This window comes from Streptomyces sp. NPDC056738 (genome assembly GCF_042790435.1).
Taxonomy (GTDB): Bacteria; Actinomycetota; Actinomycetes; order Streptomycetales; family Streptomycetaceae; genus Streptomyces.
On record NZ_JBHTZF010000002.1, the window covers coordinates 794,215 to 818,622 of the forward strand.

At 68.6% G+C, this 24,408-nt stretch carries 26 protein-coding genes and 6 pseudogenes; 15 read left to right on the forward strand and 17 right to left on the reverse strand.

What is annotated here, in order from left to right; all coding sequences use genetic code 11:
- Positions 1-7: 7 nt before the first annotated feature.
- Together ACFRIC_RS07250 and ACFRIC_RS07255 are read right to left on the reverse strand one after the other, a co-directional pair.
- Positions 8-157: pseudogene (locus tag ACFRIC_RS07250) on the reverse strand (hypothetical protein); the annotation flags it as partial.
- A complete protein-coding gene (locus ACFRIC_RS07255; RefSeq protein ID WP_382780873.1) occupies positions 132-569 on the reverse strand; it encodes a hypothetical protein in 438 nt (145 codons plus the stop codon). The pseudogene ACFRIC_RS07250 and the gene ACFRIC_RS07255, both read right to left, overlap by 26 nt.
- 248 nt (positions 570-817) lie before the next feature.
- On the opposite strand from ACFRIC_RS07255, the gene ACFRIC_RS07260 reads away from it, so the two are divergent.
- On the forward strand, positions 818-1,105 hold the full coding sequence (locus ACFRIC_RS07260; protein WP_382780694.1) for a hypothetical protein: 288 nt from the start codon (positions 818-820) through the stop codon (positions 1,103-1,105).
- Positions 1,106-1,263: 158 nt separating this feature from the next.
- Here ACFRIC_RS07260 and ACFRIC_RS07265 read toward each other — a convergent pair whose 3' ends face one another.
- Entirely contained in the window at positions 1,264-1,671 is a 408-nt protein-coding gene (locus ACFRIC_RS07265; protein WP_382780697.1) for a hypothetical protein, read from the reverse strand.
- A gap of 222 nt (positions 1,672-1,893) precedes the next feature.
- Between ACFRIC_RS07265 and ACFRIC_RS07270 the strand changes: the two are divergent.
- Together ACFRIC_RS07270 and ACFRIC_RS07275 are read left to right on the forward strand one after the other, a co-directional pair.
- A pseudogene (locus ACFRIC_RS07270) lies at positions 1,894-1,992 on the forward strand (IS5/IS1182 family transposase); the annotation flags it as partial.
- Between the two features lie 95 nt (positions 1,993-2,087).
- Positions 2,088-2,336: a hypothetical protein gene (locus ACFRIC_RS07275; RefSeq protein WP_382780876.1), complete on the forward strand. Its 249-nt coding sequence runs from the start codon at positions 2,088-2,090 to the stop codon at positions 2,334-2,336.
- Positions 2,337-2,771: 435 nt separating this feature from the next.
- Here ACFRIC_RS07275 and ACFRIC_RS07280 read toward each other — a convergent pair whose 3' ends face one another.
- From ACFRIC_RS07280 to ACFRIC_RS07300, 5 genes and pseudogenes are all read right to left on the reverse strand, one after another.
- Positions 2,772-3,413 (reverse strand): hypothetical protein, encoded by a 642-nt coding sequence (locus tag ACFRIC_RS07280; RefSeq protein WP_382780700.1) that lies wholly within the window; start codon positions 3,411-3,413, stop codon positions 2,772-2,774.
- A 40-nt stretch (positions 3,414-3,453) separates the two neighbouring features.
- Entirely contained in the window at positions 3,454-3,783 is a 330-nt protein-coding gene (locus ACFRIC_RS07285; protein WP_382780703.1) for a hypothetical protein, read from the reverse strand.
- A 145-nt stretch (positions 3,784-3,928) separates the two neighbouring features.
- Positions 3,929-4,684 (reverse strand): hypothetical protein, encoded by a 756-nt coding sequence (locus tag ACFRIC_RS07290; RefSeq protein WP_382780706.1) that lies wholly within the window; start codon positions 4,682-4,684, stop codon positions 3,929-3,931.
- Positions 4,685-4,778: 94 nt separating this feature from the next.
- Positions 4,779-4,883, reverse strand: a pseudogene (locus ACFRIC_RS07295) (IS5/IS1182 family transposase); the annotation flags it as partial.
- A 792-nt stretch (positions 4,884-5,675) separates the two neighbouring features.
- Positions 5,676-6,233: a hypothetical protein gene (locus ACFRIC_RS07300; protein ID WP_382780709.1), complete on the reverse strand. Its 558-nt coding sequence runs from the start codon at positions 6,231-6,233 to the stop codon at positions 5,676-5,678.
- A 205-nt stretch (positions 6,234-6,438) separates the two neighbouring features.
- Between ACFRIC_RS07300 and ACFRIC_RS07305 the strand changes: the two genes are divergently transcribed.
- Positions 6,439-6,891, forward strand: coding sequence for a hypothetical protein (locus ACFRIC_RS07305; protein ID WP_382780712.1), 453 nt, complete (start codon positions 6,439-6,441; stop codon positions 6,889-6,891).
- A gap of 185 nt (positions 6,892-7,076) precedes the next feature.
- Positions 7,077-7,526 carry a hypothetical protein gene (locus ACFRIC_RS07310; protein ID WP_382780715.1) on the forward strand — a complete coding sequence of 150 codons (450 nt, stop codon included), beginning with the start codon at positions 7,077-7,079 and terminating at the stop codon, positions 7,524-7,526.
- A 211-nt stretch (positions 7,527-7,737) separates the two neighbouring features.
- Here the strand turns inward: ACFRIC_RS07310 and ACFRIC_RS07315 are convergent, their stop codons facing one another.
- Entirely contained in the window at positions 7,738-8,187 is a 450-nt protein-coding gene (locus ACFRIC_RS07315; RefSeq protein ID WP_382780718.1) for a hypothetical protein, read from the reverse strand.
- A 680-nt stretch (positions 8,188-8,867) separates the two neighbouring features.
- Here ACFRIC_RS07315 and ACFRIC_RS07320 point away from each other — a divergent pair.
- Positions 8,868-9,785, forward strand: coding sequence for an NADP-dependent oxidoreductase (locus ACFRIC_RS07320; protein ID WP_382780720.1), 918 nt, complete (start codon positions 8,868-8,870; stop codon positions 9,783-9,785).
- Between the two features lie 332 nt (positions 9,786-10,117).
- Here ACFRIC_RS07320 and ACFRIC_RS07325 read toward each other — a convergent pair whose 3' ends face one another.
- Complete coding sequence (locus ACFRIC_RS07325) at positions 10,118-10,489, reverse strand: VOC family protein (protein ID WP_382780723.1); 372 nt, start codon at positions 10,487-10,489, stop codon at positions 10,118-10,120.
- 309 nt (positions 10,490-10,798) lie between these two features.
- Entirely contained in the window at positions 10,799-11,731 is a 933-nt protein-coding gene (locus ACFRIC_RS07330; RefSeq protein WP_382780726.1) for an SDR family oxidoreductase, read from the reverse strand.
- A 163-nt stretch (positions 11,732-11,894) separates the two neighbouring features.
- On the opposite strand from ACFRIC_RS07330, the gene ACFRIC_RS07335 reads away from it, so the two are divergent.
- The 3 genes and pseudogenes from ACFRIC_RS07335 (at position 11,895) to ACFRIC_RS07345 (ending at position 13,753) form a co-directional block, all read left to right on the forward strand.
- On the forward strand, positions 11,895-12,461 hold the full coding sequence (locus ACFRIC_RS07335) for a TetR family transcriptional regulator (RefSeq protein ID WP_382780729.1): 567 nt from the start codon (positions 11,895-11,897) through the stop codon (positions 12,459-12,461).
- Between the two features lie 182 nt (positions 12,462-12,643).
- Positions 12,644-13,341, forward strand: a pseudogene (locus tag ACFRIC_RS07340) (alpha/beta fold hydrolase).
- Between the two features lie 85 nt (positions 13,342-13,426).
- On the forward strand, positions 13,427-13,753 hold the full coding sequence (locus tag ACFRIC_RS07345; RefSeq protein WP_382780732.1) for a hypothetical protein: 327 nt from the start codon (positions 13,427-13,429) through the stop codon (positions 13,751-13,753).
- A gap of 66 nt (positions 13,754-13,819) precedes the next feature.
- On the opposite strand, the pseudogene ACFRIC_RS07350 reads toward ACFRIC_RS07345, so the two are convergent.
- Together ACFRIC_RS07350 and ACFRIC_RS07355 are read right to left on the reverse strand one after the other, a co-directional pair.
- Positions 13,820-13,876, reverse strand: a pseudogene (locus tag ACFRIC_RS07350) (hypothetical protein); the annotation flags it as partial.
- Between the two features lie 91 nt (positions 13,877-13,967).
- Positions 13,968-15,377, reverse strand: a pseudogene (locus tag ACFRIC_RS07355) (alpha/beta hydrolase); the annotation flags it as partial.
- Positions 15,378-15,720: 343 nt separating this feature from the next.
- Between ACFRIC_RS07355 and ACFRIC_RS07360 the strand changes: the two are divergent.
- Positions 15,721-16,461: a class I SAM-dependent DNA methyltransferase gene (locus ACFRIC_RS07360; protein ID WP_382780735.1), complete on the forward strand. Its 741-nt coding sequence runs from the start codon at positions 15,721-15,723 to the stop codon at positions 16,459-16,461.
- A gap of 53 nt (positions 16,462-16,514) precedes the next feature.
- On the opposite strand, the gene ACFRIC_RS07365 is transcribed toward ACFRIC_RS07360, so the two are convergent.
- Positions 16,515-17,432, reverse strand: coding sequence for an NADP-dependent oxidoreductase (locus tag ACFRIC_RS07365; protein ID WP_382780737.1), 918 nt, complete (start codon positions 17,430-17,432; stop codon positions 16,515-16,517).
- Positions 17,433-17,548: 116 nt separating this feature from the next.
- On the opposite strand from ACFRIC_RS07365, the gene ACFRIC_RS07370 reads away from it, so the two are divergent.
- Entirely contained in the window at positions 17,549-18,052 is a 504-nt protein-coding gene (locus ACFRIC_RS07370) for a YrdB family protein (protein ID WP_382780740.1), read from the forward strand.
- 176 nt (positions 18,053-18,228) lie between these two features.
- Here ACFRIC_RS07370 and ACFRIC_RS07375 read toward each other — a convergent pair whose 3' ends face one another.
- A complete protein-coding gene (locus ACFRIC_RS07375) occupies positions 18,229-18,762 on the reverse strand; it encodes a GNAT family N-acetyltransferase (RefSeq protein WP_382780743.1) in 534 nt (177 codons plus the stop codon).
- Positions 18,763-18,853: 91 nt separating this feature from the next.
- Between ACFRIC_RS07375 and ACFRIC_RS07380 the strand changes: the two genes are divergently transcribed.
- Positions 18,854-19,114 (forward strand): hypothetical protein, encoded by a 261-nt coding sequence (locus tag ACFRIC_RS07380; protein WP_382780746.1) that lies wholly within the window; start codon positions 18,854-18,856, stop codon positions 19,112-19,114.
- A 33-nt stretch (positions 19,115-19,147) separates the two neighbouring features.
- Here ACFRIC_RS07380 and ACFRIC_RS07385 read toward each other — a convergent pair whose 3' ends face one another.
- Positions 19,148-19,372, reverse strand: a complete 225-nt coding sequence (locus tag ACFRIC_RS07385) for a hypothetical protein (RefSeq protein ID WP_382780749.1) — start codon at positions 19,370-19,372, stop codon at positions 19,148-19,150.
- A 211-nt stretch (positions 19,373-19,583) separates the two neighbouring features.
- Here ACFRIC_RS07385 and ACFRIC_RS07390 point away from each other — a divergent pair, with 211 nt between their 5' ends.
- Complete coding sequence (locus ACFRIC_RS07390; RefSeq protein ID WP_382780861.1) at positions 19,584-20,810, forward strand: RNA-guided endonuclease InsQ/TnpB family protein; 1,227 nt, start codon at positions 19,584-19,586, stop codon at positions 20,808-20,810.
- Positions 20,811-20,823: 13 nt separating this feature from the next.
- Here the strand turns inward: ACFRIC_RS07390 and ACFRIC_RS07395 are convergent, their stop codons facing one another.
- A complete protein-coding gene (locus ACFRIC_RS07395; RefSeq protein ID WP_382780751.1) occupies positions 20,824-21,453 on the reverse strand; it encodes an AAA family ATPase in 630 nt (209 codons plus the stop codon).
- Positions 21,454-21,773: 320 nt separating this feature from the next.
- Between ACFRIC_RS07395 and ACFRIC_RS07400 the strand changes: the two genes are divergently transcribed.
- Together ACFRIC_RS07400 and ACFRIC_RS07405 are read left to right on the forward strand one after the other, a co-directional pair.
- A complete protein-coding gene (locus ACFRIC_RS07400) occupies positions 21,774-23,381 on the forward strand; it encodes a cation acetate symporter (RefSeq protein ID WP_382780754.1) in 1,608 nt (535 codons plus the stop codon).
- Positions 23,382-23,491: 110 nt separating this feature from the next.
- Positions 23,492-24,316, forward strand: coding sequence for a polysaccharide lyase family 7 protein (locus ACFRIC_RS07405; RefSeq protein WP_382780864.1), 825 nt, complete (start codon positions 23,492-23,494; stop codon positions 24,314-24,316).
- The last annotated feature ends 92 nt before the right edge of the window (positions 24,317-24,408 follow it).

The window sequence follows — 24,408 nt, forward strand, 5'->3', positions numbered from 1 at the left end:
CCGACGGCAGATCCCGCCACGGAGCGCCGTTTCGGACCCGCCGGCGGATCCCGTTGGTCAGTCTCCGCCGACCCGGAAATCGGTGGCGTCGGCCTCGGTAGACGGACGGAACCGCGCAGGCTCCGCCGACCTCAGTGCTGCATCTGGTCGTACACATCTCGACCTGCTTCCTGAGGGAGCAGGTACAGCCTCAAGTGCTGTCGGAGAAAGCTCTCCAACCGTGGGAGCTCGATCGCGTCGGCTGGAAGGTCACCGGGACGCGGACGGTAGAGCTCGACCAACCGGGCCATCAGTTCTTTGTCAAGCAACGGCGCTTGAAAGCGATCTATCGTCCCGATGTAAAAAAGCCAGCTGAACAGCCGGTTGGCGGGACAGTGCCCTTCACCCGCCCGCAGGTTCTCTGGTTCGTGCTCGGCACTCCAGGAACCGACATACAAGTAGGAGGCGCAACGCAAGCCCTCGTCCAAAGCTGGGGTCGGATCGTCCTTGCAATTCCAATAGATCCGAGCCTCGTCCCCGGGTATGGGGCTCGGGGCGGCTGCCAACCACAGTTGGTGGATCTCCTCCATGACCGCAGTCTGGCATGTCGAGTCGACGGTCAACAGGCATCGAGAGGATCACCCGTGCACGGCTCTGAGCCACTCTCGTGCCTGAACGGGCAGGAACCAGAACGGGCAGGGAACCACGGGGAATAGGGGTACCAAGGGCACGGCCGCCGGACTCCGCCCAAGACAGGGAACCTCGAGGTCAGACACGTGACTGCCAACCTCGCTCCTAAAGGAGGTGCTCCACATCTGGCGGGTGAGATCATCCGTGTATGGCAGACACACGGCTACCCCCGGGATGGTCCCTTCAGCAGATCCGTGACGTATCCGGGGACAAAGAGGCTGTCGCCCTGGGGCCGAACCGGGCGGTCAAATGGGTGGGGCGCCCCGGAGCCCCCGACGAGGCGCTGCACCCGGAGATCGTTCTCGGATTCCACGACCTCTGCCTCGTGAAGCCTGTCCATGACGACGACTGGTACATGGGCAGCCTGTACGACGACGGCAGTGTCATCTGTTGGTCAGCCTGTAACAACCTGTACGACGCACTGCGCGGTCTGTAGAGGCGTGCGGGCCTGTCCCTGTACTCACGAGACTTCCTGAGGCGGCGGTACAGCAGCGAAGTACGCCAATCACGGAAACCGATCCCATCCTGTAGCACCTCCCTGTGCCCCAAGTACGGCCCGTATGACCACCACTGACCGATCTCTAGAGCTACGTATCAGATGCTGTCACTGGCCCGTAGCTCTGTCTTTCGCCGGCGGGCGTAGCCGTCAAGGTCTTGCTTGATGGCCATGACGTCCTCGATGAGGATGCGGATGGGCCCGCAGTGCAGGGCGTCACAGGAGCGGGGGAAGGTGCCGTCGATCAGGGAGACGCCGCTGAGCACCGCACCCGCTACCTCGTCGACCGCAGTGCACAGGACTGGGTGGAACGAGCAGTCCTCGTAGATATCACCTACTTGGATATTGTTCGGATTACCGGGGTTCGTCGTGCCATTCATGGGACCAGACTTCCACGAGTTCCTGTCCAACTGCGTGACAACGCCGACGCACACCGGCACGAGCACGGACGCGTATGGACCTTCAACGCAGGTGAACGCCACACCAACCCAAGGCAGCGCGTCCACCCAATTCACTTCGGGACGAAGCAGTCCCCATGTCACTGCCATGCCAGATCGTGCGGTCAGCCACGGTCAACGACGGCTCCTAAGCAGTCGAGAGGCACCTTTTACCTGGGCTGCCGCTACAGCCGTAGTGACCTGGGCGGACATGCTGAAGACCACGCCCGCCCCTACAAGGCGGATGTCGTACGGGAGGATGACGGCCGGCGGACCTGTCGGTCGTTGTGGATCCACCTAGCCGCGGAAGGCCACGGCAGTCACCTCGCGTTCGCGATCGCGCCTGGCCAGGCCGGTGACGCACCCGCATTCGAGCAGGTCATGGCGCAGAGGTCGTTATGTGCGGTCTCGTGCAGCGCGAGTCGCGGCAGTCGTGTTTGCGGCAGGATGCGGTCATGGATTTTCGGATCGAGTGGCCTGCACCCATGGACGAGTACGACTGGGCAATACAGGAGGCCAAGGGCTGGCTGGATGTCACGGTCACGTGGCACGGCGACAGGCAGGTCGTCGAGGTGTACGACCCGGTTCGACTTGCACAGTCAGTAACCAGCGAGACGGCCCGGCTCGGGCACTTCAAGGCCAGGCGCCTGCTGGTGGTCCTGAGTGTCACGCGCGAGAACATCGAATCCGCCGTCTCTGCGATCGCGGGCGAAGGCTTCTTCGATCACGGATAGCCCGACGCAGTACGGTGGCCGGGAACAGCCCAGCCAGCAGCACACGGGACCGCTCGGAGGTGCAGCGATGGCGATGCGTCGATCCGACCGTCGGTACCTCATGCCGGCTGCTGTCGACGGACCTTCGCGTTGCACGCCAGGCTTCGTAGTGAGGGCGCGAACAACCCGGCCTCAGGCTCGGTGAGGACGCCGCGGGCGACGAGCTTCGAGCGCATCTCCTCTGTGTGTCGGGGATCGATGCCGCTGCCCGGTGTCTGGCAGACCTCCCTCGCGCGCTACCGGCCGGCGCCGCTGGTGAACACGGCGACGATCTGCGGGTAGGCAGGCGTGACGGGGGCGCGGGCAAGAGAGTCGGCCTCGGGGTCGTCTTCCCCGGCCGGGGCCTCCCCTCGCCGATGCCGCCTGACCAGTCCGGCGACTTTGCCCGGCCGGGTCCTAGCAGTAGCCGTCCACCCGGGCGCCGGCTGGAGTGAGGTTGGGCCAGGGATGTCCTGATCTGTCGGAGGCGGCGGACCGTAGGAGGTCAAGAATCGTGCACCCCGGGTAGCCCCGAAAACTCGCATAGACGCCCCGGTAGTAGCAGCTCCAGTAGCTCACGACCCGCCGTTGAGTGCGAGCGAAGAAGGCGGGGTTGTCCGACAGGAACTGCCCGTAAGCGAGGTGGCCGCCGGTGCCGGGCGTGGTGAGATCACGGAGCTCATCGCAGATGACGACCAGGATCTCCAAGACGTACTCGCCAACCAGCTGTACGACGAAGGGGACGACCCATGGGTCCGTCGAACCAACGACCTTCTCCAGGTGGCGCTGCCTGACCATGCCGTCGCAGTGTCTTGAGTACAGGCAGTGCAGAAGCTGTTGTTGGCGCGACGTAAGCGACGCCACCCTGTCAGTTGACGGCTCGTCGTTGTAGAGGCGCCAGGGAATCAAAACCTGCTGGCCTTCGACAGCGACCGAGAACGAGGCATGCGGCTGGAACCGAGAATCAGGCATCACCGCCAGGACTGCCTCGGCATCGCTTGCAAGCTCGGCTGGGAACGCCGTGATCAACGGATTGCTGCGGTCGGAAAGCGGCTGCACGAGCCGAGCATAGGCGGATGCCTCGGCCAGGTCGTTGACATTAATGGCCCCACACCCGCTGAACTCGGCGAAGGTATGTGGTCAGGGCACTGGCGATCAGCCGCCGGTGGAGGCCCCATTCGTCGAGGTCACCGTAGACATGGGCTTCGATGCCTCTCAGGGCGTCCATGCTGACAGCCTCGCCGCGGCAAAGGGCGATGAGTGAGTCCTTGCTCCGCCACCAGGTTTCGGCCAAGCCCCGCACCTCGGGGACCGACTCGAGGGTGGCATCAATCTGGACGGCAGGTTCTTCCTCACGGAGCGTCGAAACCGAGGTCGACGGCGGAGTGCGCGCATGCGCGGGCACCGTCCGCATGCGCGCTGCAATCATCCTGCTGCTGTAAGGCCGCCCTTGGCCCCACCGCCCTAGGCTCGACAGGTGGGCCGAGCTGCCGACAGGGCTGAGTCCTCTGGCGCAGCCACCTCGCCCCGCCAACGCCCATCGTTCCCGCCGGACAGCCGCCCGGGTGACGAGGTCACAAATCGATGGAGTCCGCTTCCGCGGTGGCGTCCGCGAGCAGTCGAAGGATCAGGGCTCGGCCCTCCCCTCCCATCAGGTCATCGGGGCCGTAGGAGCGCTTGGGCCAGTACGCCTGCCCGTCGATCCAGGGGATGCCCATCGGCAATCCATCCCTTGCGCCACGGAGTTCGAGGTTGCCGGCGGGCTCCACCGGCAGGTCGGCCGGGAGCTTGCTCGCCCCGGGGAACCGAAGCCAGGGCTCTGGCAAAGGCATGAGTTCCAGGACCGCATCAGGCTGGACGTCGTCGCCCCCGTCGGCCGGGAACAACACCAGCAGAGCGATCCCGCCCCAGGGCGGGTCGTACACCAAGGCGTACCGCTTGGGCACCGGGCCGGGCGCACACGCCGCACTGGCCAAGGTCCTGGCCGTCGCCCCAGGGACTCCACGAAGACGGTAGGCCCCGTAGAGCGCCAGCCCCACCGACACCACAAGCGGGTACCAGGCATCAGGCATTATCGAAGAGCCGACCAGCAGGCAGATCGCCAACACAAGACACGCGAAAACCAGCGCCGTGACCAGGGTGGACAGACCCGAGATGCTCCGCAGCGTCCGCACCCGCCACCACCGCACCGTGCGAACGTCCGCCTCTCGACGCCTGCGTGCCGTGGGCCTGGGCAGCGCCGCCTGGCGCCGCGCCTCGGCCGTCATCACCGCGTACGTAAGTGCGCCAGATCTAGGCGCCGGGTTTTCTCCATCGTCGTCGTGCGACATCGGGCCCCTCCCCTTCACGGGTATCACCCCGCGCCCCAACTTGCTGTAACAGGCACCGACTTTAGACCCTGAAGGGTTTCGCGCGCTGATCGTTTCAGAATGAGGTTCGCAGGCGTCTCAAGCAGGTGATGCTGCAGGCAAGTTGGAGCATGCCGAGGTAGAGGTCGGCCCGTATCGGGTAGCGGATGCGGAGTCGTTTGTCCCAGCCATCAGCCGTGTCAGCATGCCTAACCGTCCTCGACACCCTGGCGGTGTCGAGTGGCAGGGGACTTCGTCGGCTCGTCTCAGTTTCCGTCTCATTCAGACCCGTTCACCGACGGCCGGCCACCCGGGTGGGAGCGAGCTAGAGTGCGGCATCGTTGATCACGGGGAGGACGCGGTGGCAGAGGCGCGACCGGTTGACGACGACACAGTGGCGGCCGTGCTGACCTACTGGGCAGTGCTCGAAATCCGGAGCTTGGCCCGCCGCCGTAAGGCCCTGAGTACCTGGCCCGACGACGACTACGTCGCATGCATCGCATGGCTCGCGGATCTGGTGCACAACATCGCAGGAAGCCAGGCCCAAGCGCCTCGATGGATCTCCTGGCGTAAGAGGCGTCGCCGGATGAGCTGGACCTGGCAGACCGCGGGCCCGGCCGGGCGCGCATGGATCCTGGAAACTCTCGAAAAGAACGGCATGGTCTGGACCCCGCCCTCGGACGACCGAGGAGGCAGCATGCCCCTTACTGACCGATCTCTTTAGAACTACGGATCAGACGTGCCCCCCCCGCCGTGCCCGATCCTCCGGTAACTGGCGGGGAGCCGCTGTGGGTGACGGACAGCGCACACTGGAACGGCCCCTGACCAAGATGCCTGGTCAGGGGCCATTCACCTGCGGTGGGTGTGGAATTTGAACCCACGGTGACTCGCGCCACGACGGTTTCAAGACTGTGTGCGGGACGCGGCCTGCCGACGCAGCCCCCACGCACGAAACCGGCTGCTCGCGAAGATGTCACGGCTGTCCGCCGAGCCCGAGCTTCTTCACCCCGAACGGGGAGAAGACCATATGGGCAGCCCAGCCGTGGTGGATGAGAGCGATCTGGGAAGGCACTGGCGTCAGCGGATAGATGGCCTTGCCCCGCGACCAGTTCGCGAGCAGGCCCTCGGTGGTGTCGACCGCGCAGACGACCATCGTCACCTGGAGCTTCCCGTCGCCCCACGTGTTCCACAGGGCCCACCCCTCGGGCCGGGCCTCGACCCCGAGACGGGCGCACGCCTCCTCATAGGTCTCCTCCATGCCATCCGGCATCGACCCGGGACGCAGAATCACCACGCCCGCGAGCTTCAGCTCGGGGCGATCCGCCTCGTCGTCGAGGCAGCCGTCCTCGGGGAAGTGGTAGTGGCGAAGCCCCCGGGCCAGCGCGTTCACCGCCCGCCGCAGGGGCGTCGCGTCGTCTGCTTCGGGTTGATACGAGAGCCAGCCCTCGGCCGAGGCGGCGCCCGCGACCACGCCGGCGAGCCGTTCTATTTCTCGCAGGTGGTCGAGTTCGGAGAGTTCAGGTCGCGTCACGGCGGCCAGTTTCGCAGCGGCGCATGTTCGGGGCATCCCAGTTTCCACGCGCCTCGGATATGAAACCGGGCCCTCGTCGGCCAGGCCTGTCAGGGGCCGACCGAGAGGTCCCGGGACAGAAGGCCGTCGTAGTGGGCTGACATCAGCGTCTGACACCAACAAGCGCGAACAACGGCGGTCTGCGCCGAGGTCTGACACGGAGACTATGGAAATTCTTGAGGCGTACGACCTGACCGGGACGGTCTGGTCCGCGGCGACCTTGACGGGGCGCGACCCGAAGAAGGTCAAGAGGTATGTCGAGGCCCGCAACGGCGGGCGCAATCCCTATGAGCGAGAGCCGCGGCCGACGACGATCGACACGTTCCTGGAGAAGGTCGAGGAGTGGGTCGAGCAGTCGAAGGCGACGATCCGTGCCGATGTGGTCCACGACGAGCTCGTGAAGATGGGCTACCGGGGCAGCGAGCGCTCGACGAGACGGGCGGTGAGCATGGCAAGGACCGTGTGGAAGGCGGGCAAGCGACGAAGGTACCGGATTCCCGAGCCGGGCCGGTGGCAGCAGTTCGACCGGGGCGAGGGTCCGCGCATCGCGGGACGTCGGACCTGGCTGTTCTGCGCAGGGCTGTCCTGGTCGCGATTCCGGGTGGTGATCCCGGTCTGAGACTGCACGCTGGGCACTTTGGTGGCCTGCCTGGACACCACACTCAGGCGGATCGGCGGGCATCGACGTATGCACTGACCGACAACGCGAAGACGGTCACCGTCGAGCACATCGCCGGGATCCTGGTACGTCATCCGCAGATGGGCGCCGCAGGCCGGCATTACGGCTGTCAGGTGGCCAGTTGCGTGCCCTACGATCCCGAATCGAAGGGCGGCGCGGAGGCTACATTCCGCATCGCGAAGGTCGACCTGGTGCCCACAGAAGAAAGCCTGCTGGCCGCCTACGACACCTTCACCGAGCTCGCCGATGCCTGCCTTGCCTGGTGCGATGCGGCGAACTCCCGCCGTCACCGGGTGACCGGGCAGATACCCGCCGACCGCCTCGACATCGAACGCACCACGCTGCATGTCCTGCCCATCGAGCCGCTCGCGCTCGCACCGGGCGAGGAGAGACTGGTCGACTCGGACCGCACCGTCAGCTTCACCTCGGTGCGCTACTCGACCTCGCTGGGCCATACCGGCGCCAAGGTGTGGTGCCGGGTCGTCGGCGAGGAACTGTCCATCACCGCCCGTACCAACTCCGGTGACCTGTCGGAGATTTGGCGCCACAAGCTCTCCACCCCGGGTGTTCCGTAGATCATCGACGCGCACTACCCCGACCATCCCGACGGCCGAACGGGCGTACGTCTTCCACGGGACGGTCACCGGGGCCGCGATCCGCCTATGGCTCCGTCCGCAGTAAAACGCCTCGTTCAGAGCTTTCGGCACCTGGGTGGTGGTGGCGCAGTTCGCTGAGTAGGCGCGCGTCGACAGCCCTGACGTCCCGAGATGAGCTGCCGAACTCGGTCTACCAGGGTGAGCGGGTGTCGCGGCGTGCTTCTGGGGTCTGCTCGGGCAGAGCACTGTTTTGGTCGGTGCGCAGCAGCATGCCCGGGTCGGGTTCGAAGTCCTCATTGGGCGGTGCCGGCCGGTGGAAACGCTCGGTGCGCGGAATGGTGACTTCCACCAGCCGGCCCTCATGGAACATCCATAGCCCGAAGCAGTCGTCGTCCTGGTCGCGAAGCAGAACTTGCACCGTTGGTGGATGCGGCCACGGCAGCGACTCCAGGTGCTTGAGCAGACCCTTCCGGGCACGCACTTTCTCGAACTCCAGGGCCCACCCGAACTCGTAGCCCCAGTGCCCCGCTATCGGGACGAAGCGACCTTGCCACGTGCGCTCCGGGTCGTCCTGGGTGAGCGGTTCCATCACCTCGTCCGACCCGCGGGCGAGCACGATGACCTCGGCGTCTCTACTCATGCCGGAGTATCACCGCAACCGCCTGGTCCACCGCAACCGAATTCCTCAACCGGCCGACGCAGGCAAGCGTGGGCAGATTGGTGACGAGCTCTCAGTGCCGGCGAGCCCGACGACGGCGCCTTCGGAGAAGTTCATCTGCGCCCAAGCCACGGCTCCGATCAGCTCCCACGACCCATCGGACAGTCCCTAGGCCCTGCCAGCGCATTCGATGCCCGGCATCCGGTGTCGGGCCACTCCTCGGGATGGGACCGCGGCCGGGGAACGAAGCGGCCGGCCGGGATGGCCATGTCCAAGGCCTGATGAGGCCGCATCCCGTCGTAGTCCTTCAGCCAGGCATCCGCGGTCGTCTGCGCGGTGGCCAGGTCGGCGAACGGGTCCTGCTGCGGCAGGGCGCGCGCCTCCCACGTGGGAGTCTGGCGATGACGCGCAGGCCCGGACCGGACGGTCGGCACACAGGTCACACCGGAAAGTGGCCCAACGTTTTGCCGCTGGAATGGACCATACCCCTGGGCCGCTCTGATCCTAGGGTCGGAGACATGACGACAAGCGGATAGCTGTCCATCCCGCACCGTCCAGATCGAACCGGCCGTGCCCAACAGCCCTGTCGAGGGCTTGCCGAACGGGCTGTCCGGCCCGCGACATCTCCCCCGAAGAGACAAAATGTCCGAGGAGGCATTCCCATGAAAGCGATCGTGGTGAGCGACCAGTCCGCTGGGACGGCTGGGATGACGCTGACGGAGCGGCCCGAGCCGGTCGCATCGATCAACGACGTCATCGTTCGGATTCATGCGTCGGGCTTCGTCCCGACCGAGATGGAGTGGCCATCGACCTGGGTCGATCGTGCCGGCCGTGACAAGACGCCGTCGATCCCCGGCCACGAGCTGGCCGGGGTGGTCGCCTCCCTCGGCTACGGCACGACGGGGCTGTCGGTCGGGCAGCGGGTGTTCGGCCTCGCAGACTGGCACCGTGACGGCACCCTCGCGGAGTACGTGGCCATCGAGGCGCGCAACGTCGCGCCGCTGCCCGGCGACGTCGACTTCGAGGTAGGCGCGTCCTTGCCGATCTCGGGTCTGACCGCGTGGCAGGGGCTGTTCCAGCACGGCCGCCTTCAAGCCGGCCAGACCGTCCTCGCTCACGGCGCGGCCGGGGCGGTCGGGACGATGGTGACCCAGCTCGCGCGTGAAGCCGGCGCCTACGTCATCGGCACCGGGCGCGCCGCCGACCGTGACAAGGCACTCGACTTCGGCGCGCATGAGTTCGTCGACCTTGAGAACGACGCGCTGAAGGACGTCGGCGACGTCGATCTGGTCTTCGATGTCATCGGGGGCGACGTTCAGAAACAGTCCGCCGCCCTGATCAGGGCTGGCGGAACGCTCGTGTCCATCGTCGGCCCGGTCGAGGCGCGACCCGTTGACGGCCTGGCGGTGGACTTCGTCGTCGAGACCGATCGTGCCCAACTGGGTGAGATCGTGCAGCGGGTGCGGGACGGACGGCTGCGGACCAACATCGGTCACGTCTCGGCGCTCGACGATGCCGTCGCCGCGCTCAACTCGCCCGAGCGACGCAAGGGGAAGACGATCATTCGTGTTCGTCCATGAGGACTGGGGGACAGTGACCGGTCCTTCCCGCCGGTGCCGGTTCCCGGCCCACGGCTGCCCCGAGGACGAGGGGCTGGGGGAGAACCCCTGAGGGAAGATCTTCTCCCAGGCTTCTCGACCGGACCCGTGCCGCGCTGAAAGGCGAGGTCGGCCGTGACAACGGCGAGGCCCGCCTCGTTTGTGTGGCGGTCACGCGTACCCGTCAGCGCCCGGATCCGGGCGGTCCGTGCTGGATCGACGATCATTCGGAGGTCGGACTTGCCACCTGACGTCCGATGGCGTGGTGGCGGGTTGCGTGCCAAGCACCAGCTACCCCCTCCGGCATCCGAGCCTTAGCCGACGAGGGTCGTCTTCGGGCGTACGACGCAGAACTCGTTCCCCTCGGGATCGGTCAGTACCGTCCACGATTCCTCGCCGGTCTGTCCCACGTCCGCCCTGCGGGCCCCGAGCGCGAGGACGCGTTCGATCTCTGCCTCCCGGTCCTCGGCCGCGGACGTCAGATCGAGGTGCACGCGGTTCTTGACGGCCTTCCGGTCCGTGACCGGCATGAAGCAGATGCCCACCGGTGCCGTCTCGTCCGGCCCGATCACGACCTCCCGCTCCCGCTCGGAGAGAATCCGCCAGCCCAGCACCTCGGCCCAGAACCGGGCCAGTGAGGGGAGGTCGTGCGCGTCGATGACGATGTGGTGCAACGAGAGCGGCATATCTGCCAATGTGCCCCGGATTCGCCGCAATCGCAGCATCGGGACGGCGTCGCGGGTGGCATCTGGGGGACAGGCCGTACTTCTCTTCGCTACGGCCCGGGAGGCTCGTCATCGCTACGGCCCGGGAGGCTCGTCATCGCTACGGCCCGGGAGGCTCGTCATCGCTGAGGCTCGGGAGGCTCGTCTTCGCTGCGCCCCGGGAGACTCGCCTTCGCTACGGCCGGGAGACTCGTGCCCCGGGCCCGGGTCCCTGCCCAACCGCGGCCGGGTTCCCCCTTCTGCCCCTCCGAAGAGCGACGCGAACCGCCCCTACTGCCCGCCGTTCCGGAAGTAGTGCCCCATGTCCAGGTCCTCGATCAGGCCCGGGCCGGTCGGGTTCCAGTCCAGCAGGGCGCGGGTCCGCTCGCTGGAGGCCGGGCTGTCGAGGCCCAGGAAGCCCGACAGCCAGGTGAAGTGCTCGGGCGCCTCCTCGACGGGGACGGAGCGGGTGGCTACACCGAGGTGGCGTCCGATGACCTCGGCGACCGAGCGGATCGGAACGCCGTCCTCGGCGCTCGCGTGGACGACCGATCCCGCCGGTGCGCCCTCCAGGGCGAGGCGGAACAGGCGTGCGGCGTCGTCGCGGTGCGTGGCCGGCCAGCGCTGGGTGCCGTCGCCGATGTAACCGGAGACGCCCTTGTCGCGGGCGATGCCGATCAGGGCGGCCATGAAGCCGTTGTCGCCGTCGCCGTGCACGGTCGGGGGGAGCCGGACGACGGACGAGCGGACGTTCCGGTCGGCGAGGGCGAGGGTCACCTGCGCGGTGCCCATCCGCGTCCGCGGGCCGCTGGGCAGTGCGGACAGTTCCTCCGGCGTCCTTCCGTCGTCCTCCGTACTCGGGCGGCCCGTGGCCAGGCCGATCAGCCCCGACGCGATGAGCAGAGGTCGTCCGGAATCCGCGAGCGAGTCGCCGAGGACCTCGACGGTGCGGCGGTCCGCGTCGGCGGCGTCCTGGAAGCCGCCGGAGAACGCGAGGTCGTGCTTGAACGCGAGGTGGATCACGCCGTCCGACGCCTCGGCCGCCTCGCGCAGGACGTCGAGGTCGTCGAGGGTGCCGGACACCGTGTCCGCCCCGGCCTTCGTGAGGGCCGCGGCCGAGGCGTCCGAGCGGACCAGCCCGACCACCTCGTGTCCCGCTCCGATGAGCTCGGGGACAAGTGCGGAGCCGATCCATCCGGATGCCCCGGTGACGAAAACGCGCATGAGAAAGCCTCCAGCCTGAGTGGCCGTCCGCGCTCCTGGAGAGCGCGTGGCGGCCACCGAGCGATGTCAGTGACTGTCATCAAACGTAGCACTCGATGTCAGTGACTGTCATCGCATGCCGCCGTCTCGATGACAGTGACTGTCATCGAGTACGATGCCGAGCATGGGTCGATGGCAGCCGGACGCGCGCGGCCGCCTCGCACAGGCGGCACTGGAGCTCTATGTCGAGCGCGGCTTCGACCGCACCTCGGTGGCGGAGATCGCCGAACGGGCGGGGCTGACGGAGCGCACGTTCTTCCGGCACTACGCGGACAAGCGCGAGGTGCTGTTCGCGGGTTCGAGCGAGTTGCGGGACGTGCTCGCGAGTGCCGTCGCACAGGCCCCCGAGTCCGCCACCCCGCTCGACGCCGTGGCGGTGGCCCTCGAAGGTGCCGCGGCCGTGCTGGAGGCTCGCCAGGAGCACGCCCGACAGCGGCAGTCCGTCATCGACGCCAACACCGAGTTGCAGGAACGCGAGTTGATCAAACTCGCGTCGCTGTCCGCGGCGCTCTCGGACGCACTGCGGCAGCGCGGTGTCGACGAGGCCTCCGCCGGGCTCGCCGCGGAGGTGGGCATCGCCGTCTTCAAGTTCGCCTTCCGGCGCTGGGTCGACCAGACCGAGGGGAAGGAACTGGCCCAGTTCATACGGGAGTCACTGGCCGGCCTGAGAGCGGTGACCGCGGGGGCGTGATGGCCTGCTGCTGGGGCTGCTTGAAATCGGCCTCGGGGGACGGGAGTTCGGTCCGGGGGCGGTGGTTCGGCTGAGGGGCCGCCACGGCGTGTGGCGAACGCACCTCCAGAGCGGCGTCGGCCTCCCCGGAGCGGCGTCCGTACTCCGGAGTGGTCGTCCGGCCGTTCCGCTACGGTGCGACCATGGCGAATTTCGTACTGGTTGCAGGTGCGCGACTCGGATCGTGGGCGTGGGACGACGTGGTGCCGCACCTGCGTGGGGCCGGCCATGGCGTCCACCCGTTGACGTTGTCCGGTCTCGCCGAGAAGCAAGGGATGCGGGCCGGGCAGCAGACCCACGTCCAGGACATCGTCGACGAGGTCGAGCGCCAGGACCTGCGTGACGTCGTCCTGGTCGGTCACAGCTACTCGGGCATCCCAAGTGGTCAGGCCGCCGGGCGGATCGGCGACCGGCTGGCGCACGTGGTCTTCCTCGACTCCAGTGTCCGGCCGACGGCGAACCGTTCGTGTCCGCCTGGCCGGACGGCGGGACGATCATGAGGGCGACGATCGCCGAGAACGGCGGATTCTGGCCGGTCGCGCCCGCGACCCACTTCGAGGGCCACGGTCTCACCGATGACCAGATCGCACGGATCGTCCGCGGCTCGACGCCACACCCGGGTGCCACGCTGACCGAACCCGCCGTGCTGGACGTGCCGATCAGCGGCCTCCCGGCGACCTACATCAAGTGCACGCTCGGTGACCCCGAGCCGAGCGACGACGTGACCAAGCTGCTGACCAGCGGGAGTTGGCGGCTGATCGAGATGGACACCGGCCACTGGCCGATGTTCTCCCAGCCGCGCGAACTGGCGCAGATCCTCCTCGACACAGCCGGAGCGTGACCGCAGTTCGGTAGAGCCGGTGTACTTACTGATGGGTGCAGAATGCGGTAGCCCGTCTGGCCCATACGCGGTGCATAGTGTCCTCATGGATCAATTCGTGGGTCAGGCCCGTCTCGAGTGGTGGGCCAATCCCTCGGTATGCCTTGAGATGTACGACATCGACGTCACCGTCACTGTCGACGCGGCCGGCGAGTGGTGGGCAAGCGGTCGGCATGCCCATGCACTCGACGCGACCCAGCGCGAGGGCTGGGACTTCCTCATGGAGATGGATCCTTACTTCTCTGTCGCCTTTCCCGGTGAGGATCGCGGCGGGATCATGGTGCGAGTCGTCGAGGCAGACGACGGAGCCCTCACGCTCATGCAGGCACCCGACTGGAACGGCTCCGCGAGCGTCACCTTCGACCTCACCTGAGTTCAGCCCGCAAGGGCAGGAACAGCGGCTTCGCTGCCCTTGCCGCCCGGCAGGTCCGTACGAGCCTCAGGACATGTCGCCCCGGCATACCGTCCCCGGGGCCGGGGTGTGGCCCGTGCGGAGGTAGCGGTCGACCCTCTCCTTGACGCAGCCGGTTCTGCGGGTAGGTGCCGTGGCCCTCTTCCTCGGCCGTCAGGAGGACGCCGACGCCGGCGCCCAGGGCGCGGGCCATGTGGCGGGCGCCGGGGTAGGGGGTGATCGGGTCGCCGGTGCCGCCGACCACCAGGACGGGAGCCGCGCCGTCGGCGTTCACCTGGAGCGTGGTGCTCTCGCCGTCGAACGGCCAGTCGTAACAGAGGTAGACCCCGGTGGACCAGACAGCGCCGAAGACGGGTGAGGCCGCTTTGACGCGGGCCTTGTCCCGGTCGAGGCGTTCGAAGTCCGGGCGCAGGCTCGAGTCCGCGCAGGTGATCGCGGTCTGGGCGGCGCGGTCGTCGTCGTGAGGGGGCGCCGCTCGGTCGGCGGAGCCGATGTCGTCCGCGCTCTTGCTCAGCGGACGGGCGTCGTTGTGGTCGATCAGCGCGGTCAGAGCCTTGGCGAGCGGCGCCCAGCCGTCCGTACCGAGGCGGAGATGGTCGCTGACGGAGAGCGCGAGGTCGTCGGCGTCGAGGTGCCGTCCGCCGCCGGCCGGGGCGGGCTCCTTCTTCAGACGGTCGGCCAGGCGCGCCATGCGTCGAGCCGCCTCCTCGGGCCCGTCGCCGGTCGGGCAGTGGCGGATACGGGCCGCGCAGTGCACGGCGAACCGGTCGAACGCCGCCTGAACCGCCTTGACCTGGGACACCTGCCCCTCGTCGAGGTCCTCGGTCGGATCGACGGACGCTTCGAGGACCAGCCGTCCGACATGCGACGGGTACAGGTGGGCGTAGACCGCGCCGAGCGCCGTTCCGTACGAGACGCCGAAGTAGTGCAGCCGCTCGTCCCCGAGGAGGTAGCGCATCAGGTCGAGGTCGCGCGCGGTGTGCGAGGTGCCGATGTACGGGAGGAGCGCCCTGGAGTGCTGGGCGCAGGCGTCGGTCCCGGCATAGCCGGTGGCGTCCACGGCCTTCCCGCAGCGTATGGGAATGGTCGCGCCGACGCCGCGCGGGTCGAAGGAGACCAGGTCGTAGCGGTCGAGCAGCGGCCCGTACTGGTTGAGACGTTCGGGCAGTCCGCTCACGCCGGACACGCCGGGGCCACCGAAGTTGAGGACGAGCGAGCCGATGCGCCGGGCGTTCGGGCCGGTGGCCTTGCGGCGGATCAGGGCGACGTCGATAGTCCTGCCGTCCGGTTTCCGGTAGTCGAGGGGGGCCTTCATGGTGGCGCAGTCATAGCCCGTGCGCGCGGTGCGCGGCGAGGTGCAACTGGACCAGTGCAGGTGCTGGCCGGTGGTGAGCGCGGTGGGCAGTCCGGCGGGCGGGTTGCTCGCGGTGAACTCCGTACGCGGCTCCGCATCTCGGCCGCGAGCGTCGTGCTGGAACCAGGCGCTGACGGCCCCGATCGCGACGAGGACCACCACGGCGATGATGCGCGCGCCGACCGAGAGGCCCCCCGGTTCTCGGCTTCGTATCGTACGTGCGTCACTCATCGATATCCCCGCGCTCCCGCCCCTGGACGACCACCCCTGACCGCCCGCCCCGTGCCCGCATGCCCGTACCTGTGATCATCGGATCGCGGAATGCGTGCAGGATACAAGCCGCCTCCGACACCACGGCCGGACGCCCGACGTGCGATGTCCCGCGCGGCGGGCTGGTCACGGACCGTCAGCCGCCCGCGGACCGCGGCCGTCAGTCCGCCATCGGACCGCGGGCGTGAGCTCGCCATCGGACCGCGGTCGTGAGCCCGCCATCGGTATGCCGCCGCGAGTTCGCGACCATGCACGCCCCCAAATTGCCGCGCGCCGCGAAGAGTTGCCCCAGTACGGTCTGGCGATGGACGAAGCGGATGGATACTTCGGAGAGCGGACCGCGGCAACCTACGACGAGTCGTCAGGGGACATGTTCGAACCCGGCGTCATCGACACGACGGCCGACTTCCTGGCGGAACTGGCCGCCGGAGGAAGGGCCCTTGAGCTGGGCATCGGGACGGGACGCGTCGCGTTGCCGCTGCTACGACGCGGAGTCCCGGTCCACGGCATCGACCTCTCACGAGCGATGGTCGCCCGGCTGCGCGCCAAGCCGGACGGTGACGCGATCGACGTCACGATCGGTGACTTCGCCACGACGAAGGTGGACGGGACCTTCTCCGTCGCCTATCTGGTCTTCAACACGATCATGAATCTCACGACGCAGGAGGAGCAGGTGGCGTGCTTCCGCAACGTGGCGGCCCACCTGGAGCCCGGAGGCTCCTTTGTCGTCGAGGTGATCATCCCCGAACTGCGCAGACTCCCGGCGGGGCAGAACGTCGTGCCCTTCCACGTGAGCCCCACACGGTGGGCGTTCGACATCTACGACGTCGCCACCCAGGCGACGAGTTCGAACTACGTCGAGGTCGTCGACGGCCGCGGCGAGTACCGGTCGATCCCCTTCAGGTACGTGTGGCCGTCCGAACTCGACCTGATGGCGCAGCTCGCCGGCCTGCGACTGCGCGAGCGATGGGACGACTGGACACGGGAACCCTTCACGAGTGAGAGCCGAAAGCACGTCTCGGTCTGGGAGAAGCCCGCCGACTGACGGCGAACGCGCTGGGCGGGTCCGACCGAGAGACGGGTCCGAGAGACGTGGTCTCAGGGCAGGAGCACGATCTTCCCGTGGGTCTGCCGCAGCTCCAGCTCGCGGAACGCCTCCCGGACCCGTTCCAGCGGGTACGTGCGGGCGATCGGCACCTCCAGCTCTCCGCGCGCCGCGAGCCGGGCCAGTTCACCGACCACGACCGCGCTGGCCGCCGCGCCCTCGCCGTACGTGTGCGCGCCGACCCGTGCCGCCGCCTCCCAGTCGCGGATCGTGTTGATCCGCTCGGGCCGCACGCCCAACTCCACGGCCAGATCGACGTAGCCGTCGCCGAACGTGTCGATGAACGCGTCCACCGTCCCGCCCGAGGCCTGCCGGATCCGTTCGGCCGCGCCCTCGCCGTAGCGGACCGGAACGACCCCCCGCTCCTTCAGCCAGGCGTGGTTCCGCTCACTCGCCAGCCCGATCACCGTGGCACCGCGCAGCCGCGCGAGCTGCACGGCGAGAGATCCGACGCCGCCGGCCGCACCGGAGACCACGACGGTGTCGGCCGGTCCGGGGTCCACCGCGAACACGGAGGCGTACGCGGTCGTGCCGGCCACGTACAACGAGCCGGCCACCTCCCAGGACAGCCCCTTCGGACGCGAGACCAGCTTCACGTCCTCCACCACGACGAACTCCGCGTGGCTCGCCCTGCCGTGCGTGAAGCCCAGGACCTCGTCACCCACCGCGAAGCCGCGCACCTGAGGACCGGCCTCCACCACGACACCGGCCAGATCGCTGCCCTGCCCGGAGGGGAAAGCCGCCGGCCAGCGTCCGTGCCGCGCCCCCTCGCGGATCATCGCCTCTCCGGGCTGGATCCCGGCCGCGCGGACCTCGACGAGCACCTCCCCGGGGCCGGGCTTCGGACGCTCCACCTCCTCCACCCGCAGCACGTCGATCCCGCCGTACTCGTGGAACCGGACCGCCTTCATCCTGTGATCACCGCTCTTCCTCGTCCGGACGAAACGGGGGCGCCGGAGCCCCGGAGGGACCGCGCGGCGACCATGACTCCTGAGTCAACTGCCGCGCGGGGCAGTAGTGTTCCCGCGTGCACGCCACACCGGCCGCCCATCTGCGCCGCGTGCGCGCCATGCCGGCCGCCCGCGCACACCGAGAGGACTTCATGACCACGGACCCCGGCACAAACCTGTACGCCGAGCGGCCGTGGGTCGCGGCCAACGAAGTCCTGGCGTTCTTGGTGGAGCTCGCCGCGCTCGCCTGTCTGAGCTGGTGGGGATTCACCGTCGGCGACAGCCGGTCGCTCCACATCCTGCTCGGCCTCGGGGCGCCCCTGACGGCCGTCGTGCTCTGGGCGCTGTTCGCCGCGCCGAAGGCACGACTGAGGCCCGGGCTGCCCGTCGTTCTCCTCGTCAAAGCGGTGGTACTGGGAGGCGGCGCGGCCGCGGTGTACGGAGTGGGGCATCCCCTGGGAGCCGTGGTCATGGCGGTCGTCGTGGTCGCGAACACCGCGATCGCCGAGACCTTCCGCCGTACCCCGCCCGGCCGACCCCTGGGGCCGGACGGCACGCCCACATCACCGGAGTCCGGCTGAGCCCCGCCGGAGCAGGTCACGCGCCGCGACCGGCCCTCACATCCCACGACCAGCCCTCCCGCGCCGCGACCCGCCCTCACCCGCCGCGAGCAGGCCCCAAGCACCACGAGCAGCCCTCAAACACCACGAGCCGCCCTCAAGCGCCGCCAGCGGGCATCACGCCTCGATCGGGATGATCATGCCTGGAATTCGGTGAGATCGATGGCGTGGACGGTCAGCGGGTAACCGAACTCCGGGTGGACGGTCTCCCGCTCCGGCTTCATGCCGAGCTTGTGGACGATGTCCAACGAGGCCTGATTGCTCACGTGGTTGATGCTGATCACCCGGTCGAGACCACGGTCCTGGAGGGCGAACTCCAGGGTGGCGTGGGCGGCTTCGGACGCGTAGCCCTGGCCCCAGAACGAGGTGCCGAACCGGTAGCTGATCGCCACGGCGGGCAGGACCTCGGGCAGGAACTCGGGCACCGACAGCCCCGCGATCCCGGCCAGTTCGCCCGAGGCCAGCAGCTCGACGGCGAAGATGCCGAAGCCCTCGTCGTCCCATTCGTCCTCCCACCGCTCCATCTCCTCGGCGGTGGCGTCCAGGTCGCGGACCGAACCGTCGCCGATCCAGCGCATGACCGCGGGGTCCGCGTTGATGTCCGCCATGGGGGCGAGGTCGTCGTCGTACCAGCGGCGGAGGAGGAGGCGGGGGGTGCGGATCTCGGTCATGACGTCCATCCTGCCTTACAGGTGAGGCCACTCCCGCCGCAGGCCGAGCGGGTCATTGTTTTGCCCGGGTCGACCGGGGCAACCGGCCGTCATGGAGACGAATGACGGTACGGAAGAAACGATCGAGACCCAGGGCGACGAGCATCACGTCGTGCTCAGCGCCGACACCAACGGTGACGGGAAGACCGACGTCTGGATGACCGACACCACGGGAGACGGCAAGGCCGATCTCTACCAGTTCGACACCACGGGTGACGGCCGGATCGACCTGACGATGGTCGAGAGGGGCGAGGAGCCGGGCGTGGACCGGGTCGTCGTCGAGGGCGACGGCGGCCACCCGATGGAGAGCTGACCTCCGCCACGGCACCGGGCCCGGCTGTCGGGCCTAGGGCGTGCCCGTCAGCGGACGCAGCGCGGCGGCGCCGACGCGCAGGAGCGCGGACACGGGCGGTCCCACCCAGCGTGCCAGCTCGTCGGGCAGCGCCGGGTCCAGCTCGATCGTCACCCGGACGTATCGCGTGTCCAGCCGTGCGACCTTGGCGTGACGGGGCGCGGCGGCGTCCGGCTCCCGTTGCAGAGCGGCCCGGTAGGTGTCCTTGCGCTGGTTCATCTGATTCCTCGGAGGATGCCCGGCAACGGGGTCGGGGTGGGGTATTTCTCTCGCCTGATGGGAGAAGACTTGGATCCTGTGGAGCAGAGCAGGGTGCGCGAGAGTGCCATCAGAACGATGCGTCCTCTGCCGGTTGACCGGCGATGAGTCTCGTCGCCCACCCTGCTCCTGTGTTTGCCTGATGACGCAGCGTTATTCTAGATTCGACGTCATGGAGCCGACGGCAGGACAGACGAAAGGCGTTGGGTGCGCCCGGTACACCTATCGTCTGCGTGTGTCGTCGACCGCCCGCGGCGCACTGGAGGCGGAGTGGGCGAGGTGCCGGTGGGTCTGGAACGAGTGCTGCGCCCGCTCCAAGAAGGCCTACATCGAAAACGAGAAGTGTGGCCCGGCGCGTCTGGACAAGATGCTGACCGAGGCTCGCTCGGCGAACGCGTGGCTGCGCGAGGGCAGTTCGGTGCCTCAGCAGCAGGCGATACGTGACTACGGAAAGTCCCGCGCCAAGGCTTTGAAGGACATCAAGGACGGGCTGCCGCAGCACAGGCGTGCCGGGCTGCCGAGGTACAAGAAGAAGCACGCCGCCAACCCGTCGCTGAACTACACACAGCGCGGCTTCCGTCTGAAAGACGGACGGCTGCACCTCGCGGGCGGGATCGTCCTGGTTCTGGTCTGGTCGCGCGCTCTGCCGAGTACCCCGTCCTCCGTGCGCGTCCATCGCGACAACCTCGGACATTGGTACGCCACGTTCGTCGTGACAATCGGCATCGAGTTGTTGCCGTCTACCGGACTGGACATCGGCATCGACTGGGGCGTGACCGAGACTGCGACCACCACTTCGAACGAACATGACTTGCCTCACGCCCGGCACGGCAGGAACGCCGCGCAGCGCTTGGCGCGTTACCAGCGTCAGATGGCCCGCCGGAAACCCACACACGGCCAGCCCGCGTCGAAGGGCCACAGTCGGGCGAAGCGGCAAACGGCGAAGCTCCACAAAAAGGTTGCCCGGCAGCGCGAAGACGCTGCCCGTAAATGGGCGAAGAAGGTTGTCCGTGACCACGACCGCCTCGCTGTCGAGGACTTTCGGCCGAAGTTCCTCGCCAAGTCCACGATGGCCCGCAAGGCAGCAGATGCGGCGATCGGCGCGACGAAGCAGGCGCTGATCCACATGGCCCGCAAACACGGTCGTGAGCTGTACCTCGTCAATCCCGCGCACACCACCATGGACTGCGCGCAGTGCGGAGCGAGAACCAAGCACGCGCTACCTCTCTCGGAACGAACCTACGTCTGCACCACGTGCGGAGATGCGTCCCCCAGGGACAAGAACTCCGCCCGCGTGATGCTTGTCCGGGCTGGTCTCAACCCGGCTGGTGCCGATCGTGTAAGAGCTGTCGGGCCGCCGGTCCGCAGCCGACGTGAGCCAGGAATCCCCTCTCGATAGGAGGGGGGAGGATTCAAATCGTGTCCTGACGCTTGATCAGCTCGTCCGCGAGATCCATGTACGCCGACCCCTTGACCGTGACGGGGCTGCCGAACGACTGGGAATACAGGTCGAGTCGGGGAATGTGGGTGGACAGCACGTCGAAGCCGCGCTCACTGAGGGCTTCGCGGGCGTCGGCGTCCGGACCGGTGCGGGTGGCGTCCGGACGGTTCGTACGGTTCAGCAGGACGGCGGAACGGGCCGGCCGGGGCCGCAGGGACTGGACGTCGCCCATCTCGCGGCCGATCGGCGCCATGCGGTCCAGCTCGATGGGGGAGGGGGTCACCGGCACGATCCACTCGCTCGCGTACCGCATGACGCTCCGGGCGATGTGGGCGTGATCCTCCATCTGCGGGGCGTCGAACACCACGGCTTCCCGGTTGCCGATGAAGTCGTTGACGCGCCGGTGCACGTCGCCCACCGGGAGGGAGACCACGGGGAAGGGGAAGCCTCCCGCCAGTTCGCTCCACCGCAGCGCCGAGGACGCGGGGTCGGAGTCCACCAGGAGGGGTGAGCAGCCCGACTCGTGCAGCGCGTGAGCCAGCCACACCGCGCTCGTCGTCTTGCCCACTCCGGGTTTCAGGTTCACAAAGGCATAGCTCATCGACACAGGGAGCCACGCTAGTGACCGCGAGGGGCCGGGAGTCGGCCGAGCGGCGGATACCGTCCCGTAGTTCACCCCGCCGCGCCCGTGAATCATCCCAATGGATCAACGCGGTGTGCCTCCGCACAGTCCCGCCTCGTGATCGCTGTGCGGCCGCCACCCGTACGCGCGGCCCTCTGTACGCGCTCCGGCGCGGCTGATGCCATGCCGGGCATGTCTCCCGCAGCTCGCCCACATCCCGTTCTTCCCGTCCCTCTGTCATCTCCGGTCCCGGGCGTACGGGCATGCCCGTGCGTGTCGGCGCTGTTCGAGGGGTGCCGGTGAGCGGCGTGGGCGACGGGGAGTCGCTCGCCGTCATGGTCTTCCTCGGCTTCGTCGCCGTGTCGCTGCTGCTGTGCGGTCTGGCGGCGGCCGATCTGGACGACCCCGAGCACTTCTACGCGGGCGGCGGCGCGGCCTTCGGACCCGTCGGGGGCGGGCTGGCTGTCGCGGGTGACTACATCTCCGCGGCCACCCTGCTCAGCACCACCGGCGCGGTCGCCCTCGACGGGGCGGACGGCATCCTGTTCGCCTGCGCCACCGTCGTCTCGCTCTTTCTGATGATGCGGTTCCTGGGTGAACCCCTGCGCAGGAAAGGGGTGTTCACCCTCGGGGACTTCCTCGCCGACCGGCTGGGAGACCCGTCCGTGCGCCGCGCCCTCGGCATTGCCTCGCTCGTCGTGCTGACCCCGCTGCTCCTGGTGCAGCTCTCCACCGCCGGACGCATCATGGCGGCGATGTTCGGGCTCCCGGACGGCGCGCTCACCGGGTGCACCGTCGCCGGAGGCATCCTGATGGTCTGCTACGCCGCGTTCGGCGGGATGCGCGGAGTCGGGTACGTACAGATTCTGAAGGTCGGTGTCGTGCTCACCGCCCTGCTGCTTCTGGCCGGGATCGTCCTTGCCCGGTACGGATGGTCACCACCGGCACTCTTCGGCGCCGCCCGGGATCACTCGGGAGCGGGCGCCGACTACGCGCGGCCCGGGCTCCACTTCGGCCGCTCCCTCGCCGGGCGCCTCGACCTGATCGGGTTCGAGGCCACGCTCCTGATCGGTGCCGCCTGTCTGCCGCACATCACCATGAGGCTCCATCCGGTCGCGGACGCCCGCACGGCGCGGCGTGCCGTCGCCTGGGCGGTCGGCCCGGTCGCGGTGGTGTGTGCCGGGGTTGTGGTGGCCGGGCTGGGCGCGTGCGCCCTGCTGGGCCGGGGTCCGGTGCGGGCCGCCGACCCCGGGGGAGCGACCGCTCTGCTCATGGTGACCGGCGCGCTCGACCCGGTCGCCGGGGGTCCCCGGCACAGCATGCTGTTCGCGACGGTCGCCTGCGCCGTTTTCGCCACCACCCTCGCGGCCGTCGCGGGCATTACGCTGGCGGCCGCCTCCAGTCTGGCCCGTGACTTCGGAGGCCGGCCCGCGCACGGGGGCCGTTCGGCCGCCGGGGAGATCCGCAGGGCGCGGTTGGGGATCGTGCTGGTCGGCGCGGTCGCCGTCGTCGTGTCGGCGTTCCTCGGGGACCGCGGCAGACTGACGCTGATCTCCTTGTCGTTCACCGTCGCGGCCTCGGTGCTCGCCCCGGTGCTGCTGTACGCGCTCTTCCTGCCGGGCCACTCCGCGACCGGGGTGCGCCGGACCGTCTACGGGACCCTTCCGCTCGTCGTGCTGCTGCTCGCGGGGTCGCCGGCGGTGTCGGGCACGCCGTTCGCGGTCTTCCCCGGTCATGACGTCCGCTGGTTCCCGCTCCAGACACCGGGGCTGATCACCATTCCGGCCGGCTTCCTGCTCGGGCTAACGGGTCGCAGGCCCTCGCGCGGCGCCGCCGCCCGTACGTCTTGGCCGCGCTCAACTGCGGTGGGCGCGCGACCTCTTGACGGAGCTGGTGCAGACCTTTAGCGTCACGGCACACGCGAAGTTCACAGGTGAACTCAACGTTCACCCATGTGAACCTCGGCTCCCCCCACCGTCTGCTCCACCCGACCAGACGAAAGGCCGTGACCGTCATGATGAACAAGCGACCACGTACCCGAACTCTTGCTGTCCGTACCGGACGTGCCGCCCCTCCTCGGCTCCTGACGGCGTCCGCGGTCGCGGGCCTCGTCGTCGCGGCCACCGTTCTGGGCACCTCCAGCGCCGGTGCCGCCGACCCGAACGTCGCGCCCGGCGGCAACTTCGACCTGTCGGTCTGGCAGCTCCAGGAGCCCGTGGGCTCGCCGGGCTCGCCCACCACCATCTCCTCCGCCCGGTTGCAGGGGGCGAACGGCTTCCAGGACGCGTACTTCTACACCGACACCCGTGACGGCGCCATGACGTTCTGGGCGCCCGAGAAGGGCGTCACGACGCCCAACTCCTCCTACGCCCGCTCCGAACTGCGGGAGATGAACCGCGGCGGCGGCGCGGCGGACTGGTCGCTGAGCGGCAGCCACCGGCTGAGCGCGACGCTGCGGGTGGTGTCGGTCACCTCCAACGTGTGCGTCGGGCAGATCCACCTCGGCTCCGGCGGATCGTCCACCAAGCCCCTCGTGGAGCTGTACTACCGCGCGAGCGGCGACATCGTCGTCGGTACCGAGAACGCGCCGTCCGGCGGGCAGACGACCCACACGGTGGGGCACGTGGCGGTCGGCAAGACCTGGACCTACACGATCGCCGTCTCCGGCGGGAACACCATCGACCTCACCGTCAACGGCAGCACCACGCACTACGCGATCCCGTCGTCGTTCTTCCCGTACAAGCAGTACTTCAAGGCCGGCTCGTACAACCAGTCGTCCTCGCAGAGCACCACGAAGGGGGCGCGGGTCGCCTTCTACGGTCTGAACGTCTCGCACGGCTGACAGGGCACTCGCCGGAAACGGCGGAGGGGTGGGGGGGGGCGGGCCGCCGCGGGGCCCCCCCGCCCCCGGGGCCACCCGCCACGCCGAGGCCC

Coding starts and splice junctions, on each gene's coding strand:
- ACFRIC_RS07255 (WP_382780873.1), bottom strand. CDS start 569: ATGGAGGAGATCCACCAACTGTGGTTGGCAGCCGCCCCGAGCCCCATA.
- ACFRIC_RS07260 (WP_382780694.1), top strand. CDS start 818: ATGGCAGACACACGGCTACCCCCGGGATGGTCCCTTCAGCAGATCCGT.
- ACFRIC_RS07275 (WP_382780876.1), top strand. CDS start 2,088: ATGGACGAGTACGACTGGGCAATACAGGAGGCCAAGGGCTGGCTGGAT.
- ACFRIC_RS07285 (WP_382780703.1), bottom strand. CDS start 3,783: ATGATTGCAGCGCGCATGCGGACGGTGCCCGCGCATGCGCGCACTCCG.
- ACFRIC_RS07290 (WP_382780706.1), bottom strand. CDS start 4,684: ATGTCGCACGACGACGATGGAGAAAACCCGGCGCCTAGATCTGGCGCA.
- ACFRIC_RS07305 (WP_382780712.1), top strand. CDS start 6,439: ATGGAAATTCTTGAGGCGTACGACCTGACCGGGACGGTCTGGTCCGCG.
- ACFRIC_RS07315 (WP_382780718.1), bottom strand. CDS start 8,187: ATGAGTAGAGACGCCGAGGTCATCGTGCTCGCCCGCGGGTCGGACGAG.
- ACFRIC_RS07320 (WP_382780720.1), top strand. CDS start 8,868: ATGAAAGCGATCGTGGTGAGCGACCAGTCCGCTGGGACGGCTGGGATG.
- ACFRIC_RS07325 (WP_382780723.1), bottom strand. CDS start 10,489: ATGCCGCTCTCGTTGCACCACATCGTCATCGACGCGCACGACCTCCCC.
- ACFRIC_RS07330 (WP_382780726.1), bottom strand. CDS start 11,731: ATGCGCGTTTTCGTCACCGGGGCATCCGGATGGATCGGCTCCGCACTT.
- ACFRIC_RS07335 (WP_382780729.1), top strand. CDS start 11,895: ATGGGTCGATGGCAGCCGGACGCGCGCGGCCGCCTCGCACAGGCGGCA.
- ACFRIC_RS07345 (WP_382780732.1), top strand. CDS start 13,427: ATGGATCAATTCGTGGGTCAGGCCCGTCTCGAGTGGTGGGCCAATCCC.
- ACFRIC_RS07360 (WP_382780735.1), top strand. CDS start 15,721: ATGGACGAAGCGGATGGATACTTCGGAGAGCGGACCGCGGCAACCTAC.
- ACFRIC_RS07365 (WP_382780737.1), bottom strand. CDS start 17,432: ATGAAGGCGGTCCGGTTCCACGAGTACGGCGGGATCGACGTGCTGCGG.
- ACFRIC_RS07375 (WP_382780743.1), bottom strand. CDS start 18,762: ATGACCGAGATCCGCACCCCCCGCCTCCTCCTCCGCCGCTGGTACGAC.
- ACFRIC_RS07380 (WP_382780746.1), top strand. CDS start 18,854: ATGGAGACGAATGACGGTACGGAAGAAACGATCGAGACCCAGGGCGAC.
- ACFRIC_RS07385 (WP_382780749.1), bottom strand. CDS start 19,372: ATGAACCAGCGCAAGGACACCTACCGGGCCGCTCTGCAACGGGAGCCG.
- ACFRIC_RS07390 (WP_382780861.1), top strand. CDS start 19,584: ATGGAGCCGACGGCAGGACAGACGAAAGGCGTTGGGTGCGCCCGGTAC.
- ACFRIC_RS07395 (WP_382780751.1), bottom strand. CDS start 21,453: ATGAGCTATGCCTTTGTGAACCTGAAACCCGGAGTGGGCAAGACGACG.
- ACFRIC_RS07405 (WP_382780864.1), top strand. CDS start 23,492: ATGAACAAGCGACCACGTACCCGAACTCTTGCTGTCCGTACCGGACGT.